Origin of the sequence: Streptomyces sp. NPDC052687 (assembly GCF_040678395.1) — a bacterium.
Classification (GTDB): Bacteria; Actinomycetota; Actinomycetes; order Streptomycetales; family Streptomycetaceae; genus Streptomyces.
The window spans coordinates 1-20555 of sequence record NZ_JBFATR010000046.1 but is presented as its reverse complement, the minus strand read 5'-3'; the positions used below and the strand labels follow the sequence as shown (position 1 = coordinate 20555).

General features: G+C 71.8%; 13 protein-coding genes and 1 pseudogene. 9 read left to right on the top strand and 5 right to left on the bottom strand.

The window, feature by feature from the left end; translation table 11 throughout:
- Positions 1-13: 13 nt before the first annotated feature.
- Positions 14-1333 carry an ABC transporter substrate-binding protein gene (locus AB0K92_RS27390; RefSeq protein WP_365927116.1) on the bottom strand — a complete coding sequence of 440 codons (1320 nt, stop codon included), beginning with the start codon at positions 1331-1333 and terminating at the stop codon, positions 14-16.
- A 268-nt stretch (positions 1334-1601) separates the two neighbouring features.
- Between AB0K92_RS27390 and AB0K92_RS27385 the strand changes: the two genes are divergently transcribed.
- Together AB0K92_RS27385 and AB0K92_RS27380 are read left to right on the top strand one after the other, a co-directional pair.
- Positions 1602-4067 (top strand): glycoside hydrolase family 2 protein, encoded by a 2466-nt coding sequence (locus tag AB0K92_RS27385; protein ID WP_365927114.1) that lies wholly within the window; start codon positions 1602-1604, stop codon positions 4065-4067.
- Positions 4064-5104 carry a LacI family DNA-binding transcriptional regulator gene (locus AB0K92_RS27380; RefSeq protein ID WP_365927112.1) on the top strand — a complete coding sequence of 347 codons (1041 nt, stop codon included), beginning with the start codon at positions 4064-4066 and terminating at the stop codon, positions 5102-5104. Before AB0K92_RS27385 ends, AB0K92_RS27380 begins: the two co-directional genes overlap by 4 nt.
- 60 nt (positions 5105-5164) lie before the next feature.
- On the opposite strand, the gene AB0K92_RS27375 is transcribed toward AB0K92_RS27380, so the two are convergent.
- The 3 genes and pseudogenes from AB0K92_RS27375 to AB0K92_RS27365 all read right to left on the bottom strand — a co-directional run.
- Positions 5165-6529, bottom strand: a complete 1365-nt coding sequence (locus AB0K92_RS27375) for a cellulase family glycosylhydrolase (protein ID WP_365927110.1) — start codon at positions 6527-6529, stop codon at positions 5165-5167.
- Between the two features lie 359 nt (positions 6530-6888).
- A complete protein-coding gene (gene manA / locus AB0K92_RS27370; RefSeq protein WP_365927108.1) occupies positions 6889-8094 on the bottom strand; it encodes a mannose-6-phosphate isomerase, class I in 1206 nt (401 codons plus the stop codon).
- Positions 8095-8714: 620 nt separating this feature from the next.
- Positions 8715-9634 (bottom strand): annotated as a pseudogene (locus AB0K92_RS27365) (ROK family protein); the annotation flags it as partial.
- Between the two features lie 525 nt (positions 9635-10159).
- Between AB0K92_RS27365 and AB0K92_RS27360 the strand changes: the two are divergent.
- A complete protein-coding gene (locus tag AB0K92_RS27360) occupies positions 10160-10669 on the top strand; it encodes a hypothetical protein (protein ID WP_365927106.1) in 510 nt (169 codons plus the stop codon).
- 16 nt (positions 10670-10685) lie between these two features.
- Here AB0K92_RS27360 and AB0K92_RS27355 read toward each other — a convergent pair whose 3' ends face one another.
- Positions 10686-11330, bottom strand: a complete 645-nt coding sequence (locus AB0K92_RS27355; protein ID WP_365927104.1) for a TetR family transcriptional regulator — start codon at positions 11328-11330, stop codon at positions 10686-10688.
- Between the two features lie 82 nt (positions 11331-11412).
- Between AB0K92_RS27355 and AB0K92_RS27350 the strand changes: the two genes are divergently transcribed.
- From AB0K92_RS27350 to AB0K92_RS27325, 6 genes are all read left to right on the top strand, one after another.
- Positions 11413-12348: an oxidoreductase gene (locus AB0K92_RS27350; RefSeq protein WP_365927102.1), complete on the top strand. Its 936-nt coding sequence runs from the start codon at positions 11413-11415 to the stop codon at positions 12346-12348.
- Positions 12349-12374: 26 nt separating this feature from the next.
- Positions 12375-13172, top strand: coding sequence for an alpha/beta fold hydrolase (locus tag AB0K92_RS27345; RefSeq protein WP_365927100.1), 798 nt, complete (start codon positions 12375-12377; stop codon positions 13170-13172).
- Positions 13173-13279: 107 nt separating this feature from the next.
- Positions 13280-14497, top strand: a complete 1218-nt coding sequence (locus AB0K92_RS27340) for a cytochrome P450 (protein WP_365927098.1) — start codon at positions 13280-13282, stop codon at positions 14495-14497.
- A gap of 2 nt (positions 14498-14499) precedes the next feature.
- Complete coding sequence (locus tag AB0K92_RS27335; RefSeq protein ID WP_365927096.1) at positions 14500-14709, top strand: ferredoxin; 210 nt, start codon at positions 14500-14502, stop codon at positions 14707-14709.
- A 352-nt stretch (positions 14710-15061) separates the two neighbouring features.
- Positions 15062-15646, top strand: coding sequence for a response regulator transcription factor (locus AB0K92_RS27330; protein ID WP_365927094.1), 585 nt, complete (start codon positions 15062-15064; stop codon positions 15644-15646).
- Positions 15647-15948: 302 nt separating this feature from the next.
- The coding region (locus AB0K92_RS27325) for a beta-ketoacyl synthase N-terminal-like domain-containing protein (RefSeq protein WP_365927092.1) at positions 15949-20555 on the top strand (4607 nt) is incomplete at its 3' end.

Below are 20555 nucleotides of genomic sequence, written 5' to 3'. Positions count from 1 at the left end.
GGGCCACCGGTCGTCAGGACCCCACGGCGGCCGCCGCCTCGTTCCACCGCTTGTCGAGGTCCGCGAAGAAGTCCGCGCGGCTGCCCTGCTGCGCGCCGCGCGCGGTGTCGACGAGCTTTTGGCGGTAGTCCGGCTTGTTGAGACCGATCTCGGCCGCGTTGTCGATGGCGTTGACCGCGCCGGTCTCGGCCTCGGAGCGCTCCAGGAACCTGACATCGTTGTCAACGAACTCGGAGAGGGTGTCCGGCATGGGAGCGGACCGCAGCGCCGGCACCGCGCCCTCCTTGGCCGGGTAGCCGGACTTCTCGGTGAACCAGTCGATCCAGGCCCGCGCGGCGGTCTTGTGGTCCGAGTGGACGTTGACCGCCTGCTGGTAGTCGGAGGCGAGCAGGGCGCAGTACGTGCCGTCCTCGCGCGCCGGGAACGGCATGAAGCCGATGTCGTCGGGGTCGGTGCCGGCCTTCTTCGCCGCGGCCCGCATCTGGGTGATGGCCCACGAGCCCAGCTGCATGGTGGCGACCTTTCCGCGGGCGATCAGGGTCTTGGACGCCTCCCAGTTGGTGGTGTTGGGGTCCTTCTCTGACAGGCCGCCCTCCACGATGTCGTACAGCAGCGAGTCGATCGTGTGCAGGTCGCCGCCCCGCTTCCACGGGGACACGGGCCCGGCGAGCTTGTCGTTGGCCTTGGCGTCGCAGGTGACCGAGCCGATGTTGTTGCTCCACGCGGTCAGCGGCCAGCCGTCCTTGAAGTTCGTGTAGTACGGCACCGCGTCCGTCCTGGACTTGATCGCCTTCAGGTCCTCGACGAACTCCCGCGGCGAGGTCGGCCAGTCGGTGATGCCGGCCTTTCTCCAGACCGCCTTGTTGTAGAGGAAGCCGTTGGCGGTGCCGAAGGTGCTGATGCCGTAGACCTTGCCGCCGACCTCGGCCTTGTCGCTGAACCGGTACTTGTCGCCCAGCTCGCCGGTGGTGCCCAGCGGGGCGAAGAACTTGGGGTAGTCGTTCTTGGCGACGGCGGCCGGGATCATCAGGACGTCGCCGTAGTCGTCGGTGTTCATCCGGATCTTGACCTCGCCCTCGTAGTCGGTGAGGGCCTCGAACTTCACCTTCACCTCGGGGTAGGTCTTGTTGAACTCGGCGGCGTACGCGTCCATCGTCCCGTTCTGCACGAGGTCGGTGCGATGGGTCAGGACCTTGATGGTGCCCGAGGCCTCGGCGGGGTCGGCGGGTGGCTTCGCCGTCTCACCGGACGCCGCGCCCTGGCCACTGCATCCCGCGACGGTCATGATCGCGGCGGCCAGAAGCGCTCCCGTGAGCGTCTTCTTCTTCCCCATGTGCCCAGCTCCTTCAGGTTGCGGCTCAGCTCTGCGGGTGGGATGTCGGCACTATGTCAGTCCGGCGTTAACCGGTAAAGTGCGGATTTCGAGCGCGATGCCTAATCGTTACCGGAGTGCGGGGCGTCAGGGGCCTCACGTGCGATGACTGTGGCGTCCTGGACGATCTTCGGTTGCTAGACCGGTTTATGGACAGAGGCTCGTCAGCGGGCTAGGTTGACCGCCGTTGTCCGTCCACCTGCCTGAGTCAGGCGATTGGAGCCGCACGATGAAGGACGTCACCCAGCTCACCGAGGGCTGGAGCCTGCGCCATGGAGACGACGTGCTGGAGGCCACGGTGCCCGGCTGCGTCCACACCGATCTGCTGGCCGCCGGGGTCATCCCCGATCCCTTCCTCGGCCGCAACGAGACCGACGTCGCCTGGGTCGGCCGCCGCGCCTGGACCTACGTCCGCCACCTCGGAGACGACAGCGGGCAGGACGGCGGGCGGGACAGCGGGCAGGACAGCGGGCGGGACGGCGGGCACGAGCGCACCGACCTGGTCTTCGACGGCCTGGACACGGCCGCGTACATCACCCTCGGGGGCCGCCCCGTCGGCACCACCCGCAACATGCACCGCCGCTACCGGTTCGACGTCACCGGCCGCACCGGGCGGCTGGAGGTCCGCTTCACCTCCGCCTACGACGAGGCCGCGGCCGTCCGCGCCGTCACCGGGGAGCGGCCCAACGTCTACCCGGAGCCCTCGCAGTACATCCGCAAGATGGCCTGCAACTTCGGCTGGGACTGGGGGCCGACCCTGGTGACCGCGGGCATCTGGCGGCCGGTGCGGCTGGAGCACTGGTCCACCGCCCGCATCGCCCACGTCCGCCCCCTGGTCACCGTGGACGAGGGCACCGGCCGGGTCGAGGTGCGGCTGGACATCGAACGCACCGCGCAGGGGCGGGGACGCACCCTGCGCGCCGAGGCCCGGGTGGCCGGCGCCCGCGCCGAGGCCGTCCTGACCGGCGACGAGGCGGTGCTGCGCCTGGAGGTCCCGCAGGCGCGCCTGTGGTGGCCCCGCGGCCATGGCGACCAGCCCCTGTACGACCTCGAGGTCACCCTCGCCGACGACAGCGGCCCGCTCGACACCTGGCACCGGCGGATCGGCTTCCGCACCGTCGAGCTGGACCGCTCCGCCGACGAGCACGGCACCGGGTTCACCCTCGTCGTCAACGGCGTACGGATCTTCGCCCGCGGCGTCAACTGGATCCCCGACGACGCCTTCCCGTCCCGGATCACCCCCGAGCGCTACCGCACCCGCCTCACCCAGGCCGCCGAGGCGAACGTCGACCTCGTCCGCGTCTGGGGCGGCGGCATCTACGAGGACGACGCCTTCTACGACGCCTGCGACGAACTCGGGCTCATGGTCTGGCAGGACTTCCTCTTCGCCTGCGCCGCCTACCCGGAGGAGCAGCCGCTGCGCGGCGAGATCGAGGCGGAGGCCCGCGACAACGTTGTCCGGCTGATGCCGCATCCGTCGCTGGTGCTGTGGAACGGCAACAACGAGAACCTGTGGGGCTTCCGCGACTGGGACTGGGAGGGCCCGCTGGCCGGGGACTCCTGGGGCGAGGGCTACTACCTCGGTCTGCTGCCGCGGATCGTCGCCGAGCTGGACCCGACCCGGCCGTACACCGCAGGCAGCCCCTGGTCCGGATCCTGGGACCACCACCCCAACGACCCGGCGCACGGCACCCACCACTCCTGGGAGGTGTGGAACCGGCAGGACTACGCCGAGTACCGGGCGAGCGTGCCCCGGTTCGTCGCCGAGTTCGGCTGGCAGGCACCGCCCGCGCTCGCCACGCTGCGCCGCGCGCTGCCCGGCGAGGAACTCGCCCCCGACTCCCCCGGCATGCTCCACCACCAGAAGGCCGACGACGGCAACGGCAAGCTGAACCGCGGCATCGCCCGCCACTTCGACCCGCCCGCCGGCGACTTCGACGGCTGGCACTACCTGACCCAGCTGGTGCAGGCCCGGGCGGTCGCGGCGGGCATCGAGCACTGGCGCTCGCACTGGCCGGTGTGCGCGGGCACCGTCGTCTGGCAGCTCAACGACTGCTGGCCGGTGACCTCCTGGGCCGCCATCGACGGCGACGGCCGCGAGAAGCCGCTCTACCACGAGCTGCGCCGCGTCTACGCCGACCGGCTGCTGACCCTGCAGCCCGGCGGTGACGGCCTCGTGCTCGCCGCCGTCAACCAGTCCGCCGACCCCTGGCGGACGCCGGTCACGCTACGGCGGCTGCGGGCGGACGGAACGACCGTCGCGGAAACCGTCCTCGACGTCGCCGCGGACCCGCGTGCCGTCGCCAGGATCACCGTCCCCGAGAAGCTGCTGCCGGACCCGCGCTCCGCGCGGGAGTTCCTGGTCGCCGACGCCACCGCACCGGGGGAGGACGACGGTCTGCGCGCCCTGCACTTCCCCGTCCCCGACAAGGACTTCGCCTACCCCCGGCCCCGCTACGACGTCACCCTGGAAGCGGTGCCCGGACAGGGGGATAGAGTCGATGTCGTGGTGAGTGCCCATACTCTCGTGCGAGACCTCCTGCTCCAGCCCGACCGGCTCGGACCGGCCGCCGCCTGCGACCGCGGACCGCTGACCCTGCTGCCCGGCGAGCGGGCACGCTTCCGGGTGCGGGGCTGCGACACCGTCACCGCCGACGCCGTCACGGCCGCGCTGTTCTGTGTGGAACCGGTGTGAGCGCCGCCGCGGAGCGCGTCACCATCAAGGACGTCGCGGCCAGGGCCGGGGTGTCCAAGGGCGCGGTGTCGCTCGCCTTCAACCACAAGCCGGGCGTCTCCGAGGCCACCCGTGAGCGGATCTTCGCGGCGGCCCGCGAGCTGGGCTGGGCGCCGAGCGCCACCGCCCGCAGCCTGTCCAGCCGGCGGGTCGACATCGTCGGGCTGGCCCTGTGCCGGCCCGCCCGGCTGCTCGGCCTGGAGCCGTTCTACATGGACTTCGTCTCCGGCATCGAGAGCGTCCTCGCGGAGCGGTCCTGCTCGCTGCTGCTGCGCCTGGTGCGCGATCTCGACGAGGAGGTCGCGGTCTACCGGGAGTGGTGGCGCAGCCGGATGATCGCCGGGGCGATCCTGGTGGACTTCCGCGAGGACGATCCTCGGGTCGCCGCCCTGCCGCCGCTCGGCATGCCCGCGGTCGCCGTGGGCCATCCCTCCCTCACCGGGCCGTTCCCCGCCGTGTGGACGGACGACGCGTCCGCGGTCGCCGAGGCCGTCCGCTACCTGGCGGCCCTCGGCCACCGGCGCATCGCCCGCGTGGGCGGTCCGGCCGACCTCGGGCACAGCGCCATCCGGGCCCGCGCCTTCGCCGCCACGGCCCGGGAACTGGGCCTGGAGGAGGCGCGGCAGATCGCGACCGGCTTCGACGAGAAGGAGGGCGCCCGCGCCACCCGCGGCCTCCTGCTCACCGCCGAGCGGCCCACCGCGATCGTCTACGACAACGACATCATGGCGGTCGCCGGGGCGGGCGTCGCGGCGGAGATGGGCTTCACCGTCCCCGACGATCTGTCGCTGCTGGCCTGGGACGACTCCCAGCTGTGCCAGATCACCCACCCGGCGATGTCGGCGATGAGCCACGACGTGCACCACTTCGGCGCCGAGGTGGCGCGGGTGCTCTTCGACGTGATCAACGGCTCGGACACGGTCGGTCATCAGGCGCCGACGCCGTCGCTGATCCCGCGCGGCTCCACCGCACCCGCACCGGGCACGCAGACGCCGTGACCCGGAGAAGGGCCGCGTCCGGTGCGGACGCGGCCCTCCTGTGTGCCGTACGACGGTTCCTCAGCTCTTGGCGCAGGCGGTGCCGTTGAGGGTAAAGGCGGCCGGGACGCCGTTGGTGCCGGTGGACGAGCCGTTGAAGCCGAAGCTCACCGAGCCGCCGGCCGGGATGGTCTCCGTCCAGGACTCGTTGGTCGCCCGTACCTCGCTGCCCTGCTGGACGGCCTTGGCGTTCCACGTGCGGCTCAGCTTCTGGTCGCCGGGGAAGGCGAACGCGAGCTGCCAGCCCTTGACGGCGGTCGTGCCGGTGTTGCGGATGGTCACGTCGGCGTTGAACCAGTTGCCCCAGTCGCTGAGGCGGTAGTCGACCGCGCAGCTGCCGGTGGCCGGGGCGCCGCTGTCGAAGACACCGGCCTCCTTGGCCGTCTGCTGGATGCCGTCGGTGCCGGTGAAGATGCGCCGCCCCCAGGCGGTGAGGCGCGTGGCGTCGAAGCCCGTGGCCATGTCCAGGTACTCGACACCGCCGCCGTTGCCGCTCCACGACCAGCCGAGGTAGCCGACCCCGAGCTGCCGCGCGGTGGACATGATGGCGTCCTCGTGCGGATCGCCGTCCGAGTGCATGTCGCCGAATTCCCCGACGACGATGGGAAGTCGCTGGGAGGTGAACCGGTTGAGGTAATCCCTCACCTTGTCGGCCGTGTTGAATACGCCGTACATGTGGACCGAGAACACGGTGTTCCTCGCGGGATCCGCGGCGAATACCTCCGCGGCGTGATCGCGCATGGTGAAAGACCAGTCCTGGCCCCAGTTGGGCGCGTCGACCATGAGCGTGTGCTCGAATCCGGCCGCCCGCATCCGGCCGATCGCGTTCTTGGTGTCGGCGGTCCACGGGGTGACTCCGGACGTGCCGTTGCCGTGCGGCTCGTTGCCGATGTTGAGGATGACGTACTTCTCCTGACCCCTGACCGCGTCCTTGACGCTGATCCAGTAGTCGACGGCGCGGGAGAGGGAGACGGCGCCCGCCTGCTCGCCGTAGCCGGTCGTGTCGTGCGCCTCCAGGACGCAGACGAGCCGGTTCTGCTTGCACTGCGCGACGACGGCCGCGACGTCGGCGGTGTCGTTCTTGGCCCAGCGGTCGCCGGTGGCGAGCACCACGCGCACCGAGTTGGCGCCCAGCGCCTTGATGTCCTTCAGGGCCTGCGCGGTCCTGGTGGGGTACCAGGCGTGGGCGTGGTTGACGCCGCGCAGGACGAAGTCCCGGCCGCTCGCGTCCAGCAGCCGTCCGTCGGCGACGCGGAAGCCCGGTGCGGCCTGTGCCGCCGTCCGCGCCCCGCTGTGCGGCTCGGCCTGTGCGGTGGACGGTGCGGCCAGGACCGCGGAGGCGAAGGCCAGCAACGCTCCCGCCGCGGTGGCCAGTTTCTTCCTCATGCTGCTCCCGAGGTGGTGGCTCGTGCGGCCGGTGTCCGGGCAGGCCCGGGCGGCACGGCACGGCCGAGGTGTGTGGGGTTGTGTCCGGCTCGTCCGGTTCGGCCCGGCGTGGGGCGCCGGCGGACCGGGAGAGGCAGAGTTCCGAGCCGGTGGGATATCCCGCTGCCCGGGTTTCGAAAAGCGGCTCACACCGGGCAGCGGGACGCCTGTTCACCGCCGGCGAAGAACGGTTGCCGACGTCCTCGCGTCGAAAGGGGCGGCGAGGATTCGCCGTTCGATCGGCGGCTGGCAGAGAGGCTAGAGCGAAGACGTCCGCACGGACAACAGTTCGCGCGAAACCGGTTAAGTTTAGTGGTGGTTCAGTTGTCGTGCTCCGGTGCGGTGGTGGCCCGAAAGAGGGTTCCGGCGCCGGAGACGGTGACGTTCTCGCCGGCCGGCGCGTACGCGGACTCACCCGGCGCGAGGGTGACTTCGGCGCCGTCGGCGCCGTCGGAGGTGAGCCTGATGGTGCCCTCGGTGCACAGCAGGATCTGCGGGCGCGAGCCGGGCAGGACGTGGGCGCCGTCCCCCGCCTGCCGTACGAGACGGGACAGCCGGAAGTCCTCGACGGGCGCCGGGTACACATCTTCGCCGTCCTCCGCGCGCTCCGGGCGCACCACCGGGGACGGGAGGGCGGCGAAGCGGACGACGCGCAGCAGCTCGGGCACGTCCACGTGCTTGCTCGTCAGCCCGCAGCGCAGCACGTTGTCCGAGGCGGCCATGATCTCCACGCCCAATCCCCGCAGATAGGCGTGGGGTACGCCCGCTCCGAGGAACAGTGCCTCGCCGGGCGCCAGCCGGACGTGCCGCACCAGCAGGGCGGCCGGGACGCCGGGGTCACCCGGGTAGGCCCGGGGGAGCCCGCCGTACACCGCGAACTCCTCCCGCAGCGGACCGTCTTGCGCGGCGGCCGACGCCAACGCGTCCCCGAACTCGGCCAGTCGGCGCGGAGGGAGGGAGAGGAACGCGGAGAAGACCTCCCGCAGCGCCGGTTCCGCCGGGTCCGAGCGGAGCGCGGCGATGTACGGGGCCGTCCAGTCCAGGTCCAGGGCGGCCAGCAGATCGGCGCTCTCGTGCGTCGGCCGGAATCCGCACAGGCCCTCGAAGGGGGTGAGGGCGACGATCATCTCCGGCTTGTGCTGGGGGTCCCGGTAGGTGCGGTGCGGGGCGTCCAGGGGGATGCCCTGGGCGTTCTCCCACGCGTATCCGGCGGACGCCTGGGCCGGGTCCGGGTGCACCTGGAGGGACAACGGGGCGTCGGCCGCCAGCAGTTTGACGAGGAAGGGCAGCCGCGGCCCGAAGCGACGCACGACCGCGTCGCCCAGCTCGCCCCGCGGATCCTTCTCGATGACCTGGTCCAGCCCGCGGAGGTACCCGTCGCGCTCCACCCGGGAGGGAGCCCCCGGATGCGCCCCCATCCACAACTCCGCCTGCGGCGAGCCGTCCGGGACGGTACCCAGCAGAGCGGGCAACGCGGTGTGGGAGCCCCAGGGGTAGGGGCGGATGGTGTTGATGAGGCGGTCCATGTGAGGTGGTTCCTTTCGGGCGGACGCCTGGTGTGGGGGTATGGCTGCGGGGTGGGGGTGGTGTGGGGCGCGGTGGTCGGGCCGGTGGCCGGCCGTCACCTGGGGGTGGGGTCGTGCAGGAAGGGGGCGGGTGTCCCGCGGCCGGGCACGGTGTGGTCGGCGGGGCTCTGTGGAGCGGCCGGCGCGGCGTCGGCGGGGGTGCGCGGAGCGGCCGGTGTGGCCCCGGCGGAGGTTTGCGCGGCGGCTGGTGTGGTGTGGGTGGAGGCGCGCGGAGCGGCCGGTGTGGCGCCGACGGGGGCTTGAGCGGCGGCTGGTGTGGCGCCGACGGGGGCGGGCGCGGCGGCCCGTGTGGTGTGGGTGGAGGCGCGGGGCGCCGCCTGGCCGCCGCCGGCGTAGGCCTGCGGCACGGCCGGTGGTGCGGCGTCGGCGGGGGCCGCCGTTTCCCGCGGGCTCGCCGCGCTCGGAGCCGACGCGGCCACGCTCTGCGTCTGCGTCGCTCCGGCCGCCGGGTCCTCCGTCGTTCCGGCCGTTGGGTCCTCCGTCGTTCCGGCCCCTGGGCCCGCCACCGTTCCGGTCACCGACCGCGCCGCCGCCCCGGCCGCCGATTCCGCCGCGGCGCCCGCCGCCACCGCCGCCGCGCCGACCAGCCCGGCGTTCAAGGCGAGGGCGGCCGGGACGACCGGGAGGTCGCGGGCGAAGTCGAGGACGGCGTAGTCGGCGAGGTAGCGGCGCAAGGGGGCGAACAGGGTGTCGCCGGCCTGTGCCACGCCTCCGCCGATCACGACGAGGTCGAGTTCGACCAGAGCGGCCGTCGCGGCGATCGAGGCCGCCAGGGCCTGCGCGGCACGGTCGTACACGGCCCGGGTGACGGGGTCGCCGGACCGGGCCGCGGCGGCGACACCCGCCGCGGTGGCGGCGACGCCTGGGGGCGGGGTCCAGCCCGCCGCCAGGGCGCGCGCGGCGATCGCCGTGCCGCTCGCCAGTCCCTCCACACAGGCCGCGCACCGCACGGGCACGCGGACCCGTCGAGGTCGACGGAGATGTGCCCGATGTGGCCCGCGTTCCCCGTGCGCCCGGCGTGCAGGCGTCCGCCGAGGACCAGTCCGCCGCCGATGCCGGTGGAGACCACCATGCACAGCGCGCTGTCCACCCCGCGCGCGGCGCCCAGCCAGTGCTCGGCCGCTGTCATGGCGACGGCGTCCCCGACCAGTACGGGATCCGCGTGGGCGGGCACCCGAGGATGCGAGCGGACCCGTTCGACCAGCGGAAGGCCGCGCCAGCCGGGGATGTTGACGGGGCTCACCGTCCCGGCGGCCCGGTCCACCGGCCTCGCGCTCGCCACGCCCAGGCGCGCGAGGTCCTGCCAGGCGGAGTGTCCGGACAGCTCGTCCAGTACGGCCGTCACGGCGCCCATCAGCACCTCGGCCCATTCACGGGCGGGTGTCGGCCGCTCCGCCCGGGCGAGCAGCCGACCGCGCGGATCCACCAGTGCTCCGGCGATCTTCGTGCCACCGATGTCCAGCGCTCCGTACACGACCATCACGTCGGTCCTTCCATGCGAACGGCGGGCGAGCCGCGCGGCTCGGCCCTCGAGGACGGAACTCTGCCGAGTCTTGACAACGTTGTCTAGCTGGACTGGGCCTCGGCCTCAACTACTACACCCCGTCGACGGCGCGCCCGCCCTGCGAGGGCTCGAGGAGCTGCGGGTGCGGCACGAGCTGACCCACTTCGACCGGCGGGCGTTCGGCGGAGTCCGGCCGTAGTACCGGGACGTGGTCTCTTCTCCCGCCGGACACCGTCCGGCGGGAGAAGTGTTTTCACCGCTCTCTCGCGTGTCCGGGACGTGGATCCGTCCGGGCAGTACTGCGCGGGGAGTACCGCAACTGCGGTAGCGCCAACGGCATAGTGCCTGCATACGCACATCGACGCGGGGTCGGCTGCTCGTGAGTATGGGGCGCAACGCTCGACGACTCGAGGAGAGACGATGCCAACGGAGACTCCCCGCACGGACGGAGCTCTGGCGGGGCTAGCCCGGTTCTGTTACCGGCGCCGCCGCTTGGTCCTCGTGACCTGGATCATCGGCGTGATCGCCCTGGCGTTCGTGGGCTTCCGCTTCGGTGCCGCCACGGACAACGACTTCACCGGTGGTGACTCCGGTTCGGCCAAGGCTCAGGCTCTGATCGAGAAGCACTTCCCCGAGCAGCAGGGGGACACCCTGACCCTCGCGATCAAGGCGGAGAAGGGGATCGACGACCCCGCGGCGCGCGAGAAGATCGAGAAGGTCATCGCCGAACTGGACGCCTTTTCGGTCACCGGACCGGTGACCTCGCCGTACGACGACGAGAAGCTGGTGACCGAGGACCGCCCAACGCGCGGACGCGCGACCGCTTGGCGCGCCAGGGTCACGGGGACTGTGTCGGATGCCGACTGGCCGGCCGCAGGGGGGCACCGGACCGCGCGGTCGAGAGGCCCGGGCTCGCCGGGGACCGGGCGACGGCCGCCGCGGCCGACGCCTCGCCCTGACGACGGGTCGTCCCGCGCGACGGGTGCGGGTGCGGGTGCGGGTGCGCCGTAGGGTTCTCCGGCAGGCCTCAGGCGGGCGATCGGAGATCACCGGGCGCCCCGGATCTCACGACGGCGTCCAGGGCCGGGGTGATGACGGCGAAGGCCCGGTCGGTCAGCTCGGCAGGGTCTTCGGCGCCGTCACTGTCGCTCCAGCGCTCAAGCACGGTGTGAAACGCCGTCAGGGCCATACCGGCCGCCAACTGCGGATACAGCTCCACCGCCGGATCCATGCCCAGCCGCCGGGCCACCTCCGCCGCCAGCGCGTCCCGCCACTGCGCCTGGCGCTCCAGGAAGCGAGCGAGCAGGGCGGGCGTCCGCAGGATCAGCTGTACGACGCGCAGGGCCCGGTCGGCGTGACCCGCGCAGGCGTCGATGGAGCACCACACCGTGTGCCGCAGGGCGGCCGACGGTGGCTCCTGCGCCGGGCGGCCCGCCAGTTCGTCCCGCATGCCGGCCCCCATACCGGCCAGGAACTGGACGACCACGTCCTCCTTGGAAGCGAAGTACCGGAAGAACGTCCGCTTGGACACGCCCGCGGCGGCGGCGATCTCGTCCACCGTCACCGCGTCGAAGCCCTCGCATGCCAGCAGGTTCAGCGCCGCCTGCGTCAGCTCGTCCGCGACCAGCTGACGCTTGCGCTGGGCCAGGGTTCCTACAGGGCGGGAAGTCATCCGCCCATCGTATGCGCCGTGTCGCTGCTGGCCTAGAGTGCCGCTCTTGACACTCGATGCCATCTACGGCACGGTGAGTCACATGACGAGTCAGAAACGCTGGAGCGCCGATCAGATCCCGGACCAGAAGGGCCGGGTGTTCGTCGTCACCGGAGCGAACAGCGGCCTTGGCCTGGCGACCACCCAGGCACTCGCCCGCAAGGGCGCCCGGGTGATCCTCGCCGTACGCGACGAGGCCAAGGGCCGCAAGGCGGTCGCGGACCTCACGGCCGAGCGGCCGGGCGCCCGCCTGGAAGTGCGCCGACTGGATCTGTCCGACGTGGAATCCGTCCGCGCGTTCGCCGACCGGCTGAAGTCGGACGGGGTGCGCCCCGACGTGCTCGTCAACAATGCCGGCGTGATGGCTCCGCCCCGCACGCTCACCGACCAGGGTGTGGAGGTGCAGTTCGCCGCCAACCACCTCGGCCACTTCGCCCTCACCGGCTTGCTGCTGGACCTGATGGCGGGCAGCGAGGACCCCCGCGTGGTCTCGGTGACGTCGACCAACCACCGCCAGGCGAAGATCTTCTTCGACGACCTGACGGGCGAGCAGAAGTATTCGCCGATGGGCTACTACAACCAGTCCAAGCTCGCCAACGCCGTCTTCGGCTGGGAGCTGCACCGGCGGCTCACCGCGGCCGGCAGCCCGGTCCGCAGCGTCCTGGCCCACCCCGGCTACACCTCCACCAACCTGCAGACCAACGGCACCGTCGGGATGGTGAAGCTGCTCTTCGGCCGCCTCCTGTTGCCGCTCGCCCAGTCTCCGGACCAGGGCGCGCTGCCCCAGCTGTACGCGGCGACCGCGTCAGACGCGCGGGGTGGCGAGCTGTACGGCCCGGACGGCATGGGCGAACTGCGCGGCGCGCCGAAGCGGGTGCAGCTGGCCCCGCGGGCTGCCGACCCGGAGACCTGCAGCCGGCTGTGGCAGCTGTCGGAGCGGCTCACCGGCGTGCGCTTCGCGCTCCCGGCCGCCGCCTGAACCGCGACGCGAAGGGACCACGACAGGTGACCGCCGAGCCCGCCGCCGGCCTGTGGATACGCCGCTACTGCCCGGCTCCGGACGCCCGCACCAGACTGCTGTGCCTGCCCTACGCCGGCGGGTCCGCGCCGTTCTACCTGCCCTTCGCCCGGTCCCTCGCACCGGACGTGGACGTTCTCGCGGTCCAGTACCCCGGTCGTCAGGACCGGCTGCGGGAACCGTGCATCGACTCCGTGGCCGGGCTGGCCGACGTGCTGGTCGGCGAGGTGGTGCCGTGGACCGACCGCCCGCTCGCCCTCTTCGGGCACAGCATGGGCGCCTCGGTCGCCTTCGAACTGGCCCTGCGCCTGGAGCGGTTGGGGCACCGTCCGTTCGTGGTGTTCGCCTCCGGGCGGACGGCCCCCTCCCGGCCGCGCGAGGCCACCGTGCATCTGCGTGACGACGCGGGCCTGATGGCCGAGGTGCTGTCGCTCGGCGGCACCGACGCGCGAATCTTCGAGGACGAGGACCTGCGCCGCATGGTCCTGCCCGTGCTGCGCAGCGACTATCGGGCGGCCGAAACCTATCGTTCTTCCCCCGGCTCCCGTCTTGCGGCGCCCCTGCGCGCCCTGGTAGGCGCCGACGATCCCCATGCACCCCTGGACTCCGTACGCGCCTGGGGCGATCACACCGACGGTGGATTTGACCTGCGCACATACCCGGGAGGCCATTTCTATCTGGCGAACCGGATGGAAGAGGTCGCCACCGATGTCCTCCGGATGATTTCGGCCATGCGGCCCCCGGGCAGGGACCATTATCAGGTGGCGGAGGGGGCTGGGGTCTGATAATCATCATTGTGAGCCGACTCACTCTCTGAGTCATTTTCGAATGGCCTTTGTTAGGCTGAGGCAGTCATTTCATGCTGGCTGCACGGGGGTTTAAATTGACGGAATTGTCGAGCGTTGACGTCGCCAGTCTGCCGGCGTTCCCGTTCATCGGTCCGGACAACAATCCATTCGTTCCCGTCCGCGACGCCGATGCGGCGCGGCTGGACGGGCCGATAGGCAAGGTCCGGCTCCCGTTCGGGGGCTGGGCCTGGCTGGTCACCCAGCACGAGCACGTCCGCCAACTGCTCCGGCACCCGGGGTTCAGCTCCGACCAGTACCGTCCCGGATTCCCGGTTCTGAACCCGATTCCGCCGAAGCAGGAGGACGCCAGCGGCCTGTTCATCTTCATGGACGGCGAGGCGCACAGCCGCTTCCGGCGCATGCTCACCGCCGAGTTCATGATCAAGAACATTCGGCGGATCGAGCCGCTCATCGAGGAGACGGTCGTCGAGGCGCTGGAGCGCATGCGCGCCTCCGGGCCGCCCGCGGACCTGATGAACGACTTCGCGTTGCCGGTTCCGTCGATGACGATCTGTCACCTGCTCGGGGTCCCCTACGCCGACCACGACTTCTTCCAGCACCACAGCCGCGCGATCATGGACCGGAACTCCGGGCCCGAAGAGGTCGAGGCCGCCCTCGGCGCCCTGGGCGGCTTCCTCGGCGAGCTGATCAAGTTCAAGCGCACCACGCCCGACGAGGACCTGTTGAGCAGGCTGGTGGCCGAACGCGTGGACACGGGCGAACTGCGCGAGGACGAGCTGGTGAGCCTGTCGCAGCTGCTGCTCGTCGCGGGCCACGAGACCACCGCGAACATGATCGGGCTCTCCGCTCTCGCGCTCCTGGAGCACCCCGAGACCCTCGACGCCGTGCGCCAGGACCCGGGCGTGGCGCCCAACATGGTCGAGGAACTGCTGCGGTACATCACCGTCGTACGGACCGGCCTGCCCCGGCTGGCGATGGAGGACGCCGAGATCGGCGGCCAGCAGATCCGGGCCGGCGAGGGGGTCGTGGCCATGCTGGCCATGGCCAACCGCGACGGTTCGGTCTTCCACGACCCAGAGATCTTCGACCCCGAGCGGCGCGAGGCACACCGGCACATGGCGTTCGGCTTCGGCCTGCACCAGTGCATCGGTCAGCCGCTGGCCCGCGCCGAGCTGCGCATCGCGCTCGTGGAACTCGCGCGCCGCTTCCCCAGCCTGAGGTCCGAGAAGTCGCTCGCCGACGTCCCCCAGCGTCCCATGGCCGTCACTTTCGGTTTGGCCGAGCTTCCGGTGACGTGGTGACCATGCGTGTCACGGTGGACAGAGAGAGCTGCTGCGGGTCCGGCAACTGTGTGGTGAACGCCCCCGAGGTGTTCGACCAGGACGACGCGGACGGACTGGTGACGCTGCGGATCACGCAGCCGCCCGAGCATCTTCAGGAGTCGGTCGAGCTGGCGGCCCAGCTGTGCCCCGTGGGCGCGATCGGCGTCACACGCGGGGCCGCGACCCACTGACGATGCCGTACATCGGGGGTTGAGATCACCGTGTTCCGTAAAGGGCCATGCGTCATGCCCCGAAGAAGGACGCCCGTCCGCCGGACCAGACCGGCGGACGGCGAACGGAAGCGGCTTTGCCACACGCGCGAGAGCGAATCGTCGCATCATTTTCCGCGCGGCGTCACGCCGACGTTCCCGTGTGCTGATTTCTTCATGTAAAGCCGTACTGGGTATGACCCGGAAACGGTGCGCCGATAAGCCTTCTCACCCCTGCGGGAATTTCTCGTGAAGCAGGAGAGCGGAAAACTTGGAAAGTCGGCCTCAGACACGAGTTGTTGTATGTGATCGACACCCGTACGCGCGACTGGGTATGCGGGGAGCGCTGGAGCAGGATCCGGCGCTGTCCGTGGTCGGCGAGGCGGGAGACATCGGCGAACTGATCACGGTCGCCGAGCTGTGCGAACCCGACATCGTGGTGCTGGTCGACTCCCCGTCGTCGGCCCACCACGACAAGGAAGAACTCGTCCACGTCGACGCCGCCGTGGTGATCGTCGTGGCCGACGCCGACGCGGACGTCGCCGTCGACTGGATCCGCCGCACCCAGGCGGACGTACGGGCCCTGGTCCATTCCGACGACCCCGAGGAGGAACTGGTCACGGCGGTACGCCGGGCCGGCGACGGCAGCGGATACGTCTCGCCCGGTCTCAGCGGCTCGCTGCTCAGGTGCGTACGCGCCACCCTGCCGCAGCGCCTGTCGGTCGTCCCCACGCACACCCCACTGACCTCACGCGAGTCCGAGGTGCTGGACCTGGTGCGGCGGGGCATGGCCAACAAGGAGATCGCCCGTCGGCTGGGACTGAGCGAGAAGACCATCAAGTTCCATGTGTCCAACGTGCTCGCCAAGGCACACATGGCCTCCCGCGCGCAGCTCATCGCGTCGGCCGCGGGCATGTGAGACCACCGAGCACCTGACCTTCCGGCGAGCCGACACGGGGCCTGCCCGCGGATCCTCGCGAGCAGGCCCCTCGGCGTTCCCGCCCACCCGCACCGTACGGGCGCTCCCCGGCCAAGATCCCCTCCCCCGACGGATCGAATGCCCAACTGACCTGCGCAGGCGACAGATCGGCCGGAAGTCGACCTGGTCGAAAGTCCAGACACCGCCCCGCCCTCCTCTACCGAAGCCCCGGAACCGGGGCCCTTCCTCTGGCGGAAGTCGATTTTCCGCCTGGCGCAGATACTCGCCGTATGAAGCCATCCATGTCTGGTGACCAGGTGATCGACGGCTCCCGTGACAACGCCATCGCAGTGATCGGCATCTCCTGCCGCGTCCCGTCGGCGTCCAACCCGGCCGAGTTCTGGCGCCTGCTGTCGGAGGGAACCGACGCCGTCTCACCCTGGCCGGCGGACCGGGGCCCCGGCGGCGCGGCCTGGCGTGGTGGCTTCCTCGATGACGTCGGCACGTTCGATGCCGCCTTCTTCGGCGTACGGCCCGAGGAAGCCGCCGCCATGGACCCCCAGCAGCGGCTCGCGCTGGAACTCGTCTGGGAGGCCATGGAGGACGCCGGACTGCGCGACGACCGGATCCGCGGGTCGCGCACCGGTGTCTTCGTCGGCGTCTCCTCCGACGACTACGCCACCCTCGCCGCCCGCAGCGAACAGGCCGGCCGCGGCGAACTCCACGACTTCACCGGACGCCACCGCGCCATCATCGCCAACCGGGTCTCCTGGACCCTCGGCCTGCAGGGCCCCAGTCTCGCCGTCGACGCCGCTCAGGCCTCATCGCTGGTCGCCGTCCACCTCGCCTGCGAGAGCCTGCGCCGCGGCGAGTCCGACCTCGCCTTCGCCGGCGGCGTCAACCTGATCCTCTCGCCCGACAGCATGGTGGCGACCGCCGGACTGGGCGCCCTGTCCGTACGCGGCCGCTGCGCGGTCTTCGACGAGAGCGCCGACGGGTTCGTCCGCGGCGAGGGCGGCGGCGTCGTCCTGCTCAAGCCGCTCGCCCAGGCGATCGCCGACGGGGACCCCGTCTACTGCGTCATCCAGGGCAGCGCCGTCAACAACGACGGCGGCGGCGACCGGCTCACCGACCCCGACCCGGACGGCCAGCAGGACGTGCTGCGCCGCGCCTACGCCGATGCCGGCATCAGCCCCGAAGCCGTTCAGTACGTCGAACTCCACGGCACCGGCACGCCCGTCGGCGACCCCGTCGAGGCCGCCGCCGTGTCCGCCGTCCTGGGCCACGGCACGAACCGCCCCCCGCTGCGGGTCGGCTCCGTCAAGACCAACATCGGCCACCTGGAGGCCGCCGCGGGGATCGCGGGCCTGGTCAAAACCGCGCTCGCCGTACGGCACCGGCAGCTGCCCCCCACCCTCCACTTCCGCACCCCCAACCCGGCGATCCCGCTGGACGAACTGAACCTGCGGGTGCAAACCGAACTCGGCGCCTGGCCGGACCTGGACGGACCGCTCGTCGCGGGCGTCAGCTCCTTCGGTATCGGCGGCACCAACTGCCATGTCGTGCTCGCCGAAGGCCCCTACACCGGGCGGCCGGAACACCCGGTGACACGGCCTGCCACCCCCCGCCCCCTGCCCTGGGTGCTGTCCGCCCGCACCGGCCGCGCCCTGGACGCCCAGGCCGACCGGCTGCTCGACCATCTCCGGCGGCACCCGCAGGCCGGTGCCGCCGACATCGCCAGGTCCCTCGCCGTCACCCGCTCCGCCTTCGCCCACCGCGCCGTCGTCATCGGCACCGACCGGGACGACCTCACCGCCCGCCTGGCCCGTCGTCACGAGGAAGCCGTCACCGGCGTCGCCGCCACGCCCGGCCGGACCGCGTTCCTGTTCGCCGGCGGCGGCGCCCACCACGTCGGCATGGGACGCGAGCTGTACGCGACCTACCCCGTCTTCGCCGAGGCCCTCGACGAGGTGCTCGACCACTTCGACCCGGCCCTGGGACTGCGGGAGGTGCTGTTCGGCGAACGCGAGGACGCGGAGGCCGCCCTCGACGGCCAGCGCTGCATGCAGCCCGCCCTCTTCGCCTTCCAGGTCGCCCTTCACCGCCTCGTCACCTCCTGGGGAGTCGAACCGGACCTGCTCGTCGGCCACTCCTTCGGCGAGATCGTCGCCGCGCACGTCGCGGGTGCCCTCTCCCTGGCCGACGCCGCCGCCCTGGTCGCCGCGCGCGGCGAGCTGATGCAGGAACTGCCGCCCGGCGGCGCCATGATCGCCGTCGAGGCCACCGAGGAAGAGGCCCTCGAAGCCCTCCGGAACGTTCACGACGTCTCGATCGGCGTGATCAACGGGCCCCGGTCCGTCGTCCTCTCCGGCGCCGAGCAGAACGTGGTCCGGCTGGCCGAGGAGTTCCGCGCCCGGGGCCGCCGCACCACCCGGCTGCGGATGCAGTACGCCGCACACTCGCCGCTGACGGAACCCATGCTGGACGAGTTCGCGCGCAGGATCCGCGACCTGACCGCCACCGCACCCGGCATCCCGATCGTCTCCACCGTCACCGGCCGCACCGGCGCCACCATGACCGAGGAGTACTGGATCGGCCACGTCGGCGCCGCCGTCCGCTTCCACGACGCGATCCGTGCCTGCCGCGAGCACGGCGTGACCCGGTTCGTCGAACTCGCCCCCGACTCCGTCCTCACCCCACTCGTCCAGCCCTCCGACACCGAAGTCGCGGTGGCCCTCCAGGACCGGGACACCCCCGAGCACGAGGCCCTGCTGAACGGGCTCGCGCACGCCTGGACCGCCGGCGTGCACGTCGACTGGGCCGAGACCGTCGGCGACGCCCGGATCGTCGACCTGCCCACCTACGCCTTCCAGCGAGACCGCCACTGGCTCGACGAACGCCCCGCCACGGCCTCCGACCAGGAGCACCTCAGCTCCGTGACCCTCGCCCTGCGCGAGCGGATCCGCACCGAACCGGAAGGGTTCCTGACCCGCTGGCTGGCCGAGCACCTCGCCGAGACCGTCGGCACCGCCCCGGCGGAGCCTGACACCACCTTCCGTGACCTGGGCTTCGACTCCGTGCGCTCCGTGCACCTGCGCAACCGGCTCGTCTCGGCGACCGGCCTGCGCATCCCCACCAGCGTGCTGTTCGACTACCCGACCCCGCAGGCACTCGCCGCCTACCTGCGCGAGCGGATCGTCGGCGTCCTCGACCCGCACGACACCACCGACGACGCCCGCCCCACCGGCAGATCGGCCGCCACCGACGACGACCCGATCGTCATCGTCGGCATGGCCTGCCGCTATCCGGGCGGGATCGACTCGCCGCACCGGCTCTGGCAGGCCGTGCTGGACGAGGTGGACGCCACCTCGGAGTTCCCCACCGACCGCGGCTGGGACCTCGCGGGCCTGCACGACCCCGACCCCGACCACCCCGGCACCACCTACACCCGGCGGGGCGGCTTCCTGTCCGGGGCCGGTGAGTTCGACGCCGACTTCTTCGGGATCAGTCCGCGTGAGGCGGCGGCGATGGATCCGCAGCAGCGGCTGCTGCTGGAGACCGCGTGGGAGGCGCTGGAGCGGGCCGCCATCGACCCGTCCTCGCTTCGCGGCAGCCGCACCGGCGTGTTCGTCGGTGCCACGAACATGGAATACGGCCCCCACCTGCACGCGCCGCTCGACGGCACCGAGGGCTTCCGCCTCACCGGCAACACCACCAGCGTCGCCTCGGGCCGCATCTCCTACTCGCTGGGCCTCGAAGGCCCCGCGATGACCGTGGACACGGCGTGCTCCTCCTCGCTGGTGGCCCTGCATCTGGCGGTGCAGGCAGTCCGCAACGGCGAGTGCTCGCTGGCGCTGGCCGGCGGGGTGACCGTGCTGTCCACCCCCGGCATGTTCGTCGAGTTCTCCCGCCAGCGCGGCCTCGCCCCCGACGGCCGCTGCAAGCCGTTCTCCGACGACGCCGACGGCACCGGCTGGTCGGAGGGCGTGGGTCTGCTGGTGGTGGAGCGGCTGTCGGACGCGCGGCGCAACGGCCATCAGGTTCTGGCGGTGGTGCGGGGTTCGGCGGTCAACCAGGACGGTGGCAGCAACGGGCTGACCGCGCCGAACGGTCCGTCGCAGCAGCGCGTCATCCGCGCCGCGCTGGCCAGTGCCCGGCTGTCGCCTTCGGATGTGGACGTGGTCGAGGCACACGGCACCGGCACCGCACTGGGCGACCCGATCGAGGCGCAGGCGCTGCTGGCGACCTATGGTCAGGACCGGCCGCAGGACCGGCCGTTGTGGCTGGGCTCGATCAAGTCGAACATCGGCCACACCCAGGCCGCCGCGGGCGTCGCAGGTGTCATCAAGATGGTCGAGGCCCTGCGCAACGGCGTCATCCCGCGGTCGCTGCATGTCGACGAGCCGTCCCGCCACGTCGACTGGGAATCCGGGTCCGTCAGCGTCCTGACAGACCACCAGCAGTGGCCGGAACTCGACCGGCCGCGCCGGGCGGGCGTGTCGTCCTTCGGGATCAGCGGCACGAACGCCCACGTCATCCTCGAGGCACCGCCGGCGCAGGAGGCGGTGGAGCCGGAGCCGGAGTCGGCCGAGGACGCGCCCGTGATCCCGTGGGTGTTGTCGGCTCGTAGTTCGGTGGCGTTGGGGGAGCAGGCGGGGCGGTTGCTGGCTCGGGTGAGTGAGGGTCCGGAGCCGGTGGTGCGGGATGTGGCGTTCACGTTGGTGTCGGGTCGTGCGGTGTTCGAGCATCGGGCGGTGGTGCTGGGCGAGGACGTGGCTGAGCTGTCGGCCGGGTTAGGTGCTCTGGCGGAGGGTGCTGCGGGCCGTGGTGTGGTGTCGGGTCGTGTGGTGTCGTCGTCGGGTGTGGTGTTGGTGTTCCCGGGTCAGGGCTCGCAGTGGGTGGGTATGGC

Excerpts from the sequence above, each read along its gene's own strand:
- AB0K92_RS27355 (WP_365927104.1), bottom strand. The coding sequence starts at position 11,330 with ATGACTTCCCGCCCTGTAGGAACCCTGGCCCAGCGCAAGCGTCAGCTG.
- AB0K92_RS27330 (WP_365927094.1), top strand. The coding sequence starts at position 15,062 with ATGCGGGGAGCGCTGGAGCAGGATCCGGCGCTGTCCGTGGTCGGCGAG.
- AB0K92_RS27375 (WP_365927110.1), bottom strand. The coding sequence starts at position 6,529 with ATGAGGAAGAAACTGGCCACCGCGGCGGGAGCGTTGCTGGCCTTCGCC.
- AB0K92_RS27335 (WP_365927096.1), top strand. The coding sequence starts at position 14,500 with ATGCGTGTCACGGTGGACAGAGAGAGCTGCTGCGGGTCCGGCAACTGT.
- AB0K92_RS27390 (WP_365927116.1), bottom strand. The coding sequence starts at position 1,333 with ATGGGGAAGAAGAAGACGCTCACGGGAGCGCTTCTGGCCGCCGCGATC.
- manA (WP_365927108.1), bottom strand. The coding sequence starts at position 8,094 with ATGGACCGCCTCATCAACACCATCCGCCCCTACCCCTGGGGCTCCCAC.
- AB0K92_RS27350 (WP_365927102.1), top strand. The coding sequence starts at position 11,413 with ATGACGAGTCAGAAACGCTGGAGCGCCGATCAGATCCCGGACCAGAAG.
- AB0K92_RS27385 (WP_365927114.1), top strand. The coding sequence starts at position 1,602 with ATGAAGGACGTCACCCAGCTCACCGAGGGCTGGAGCCTGCGCCATGGA.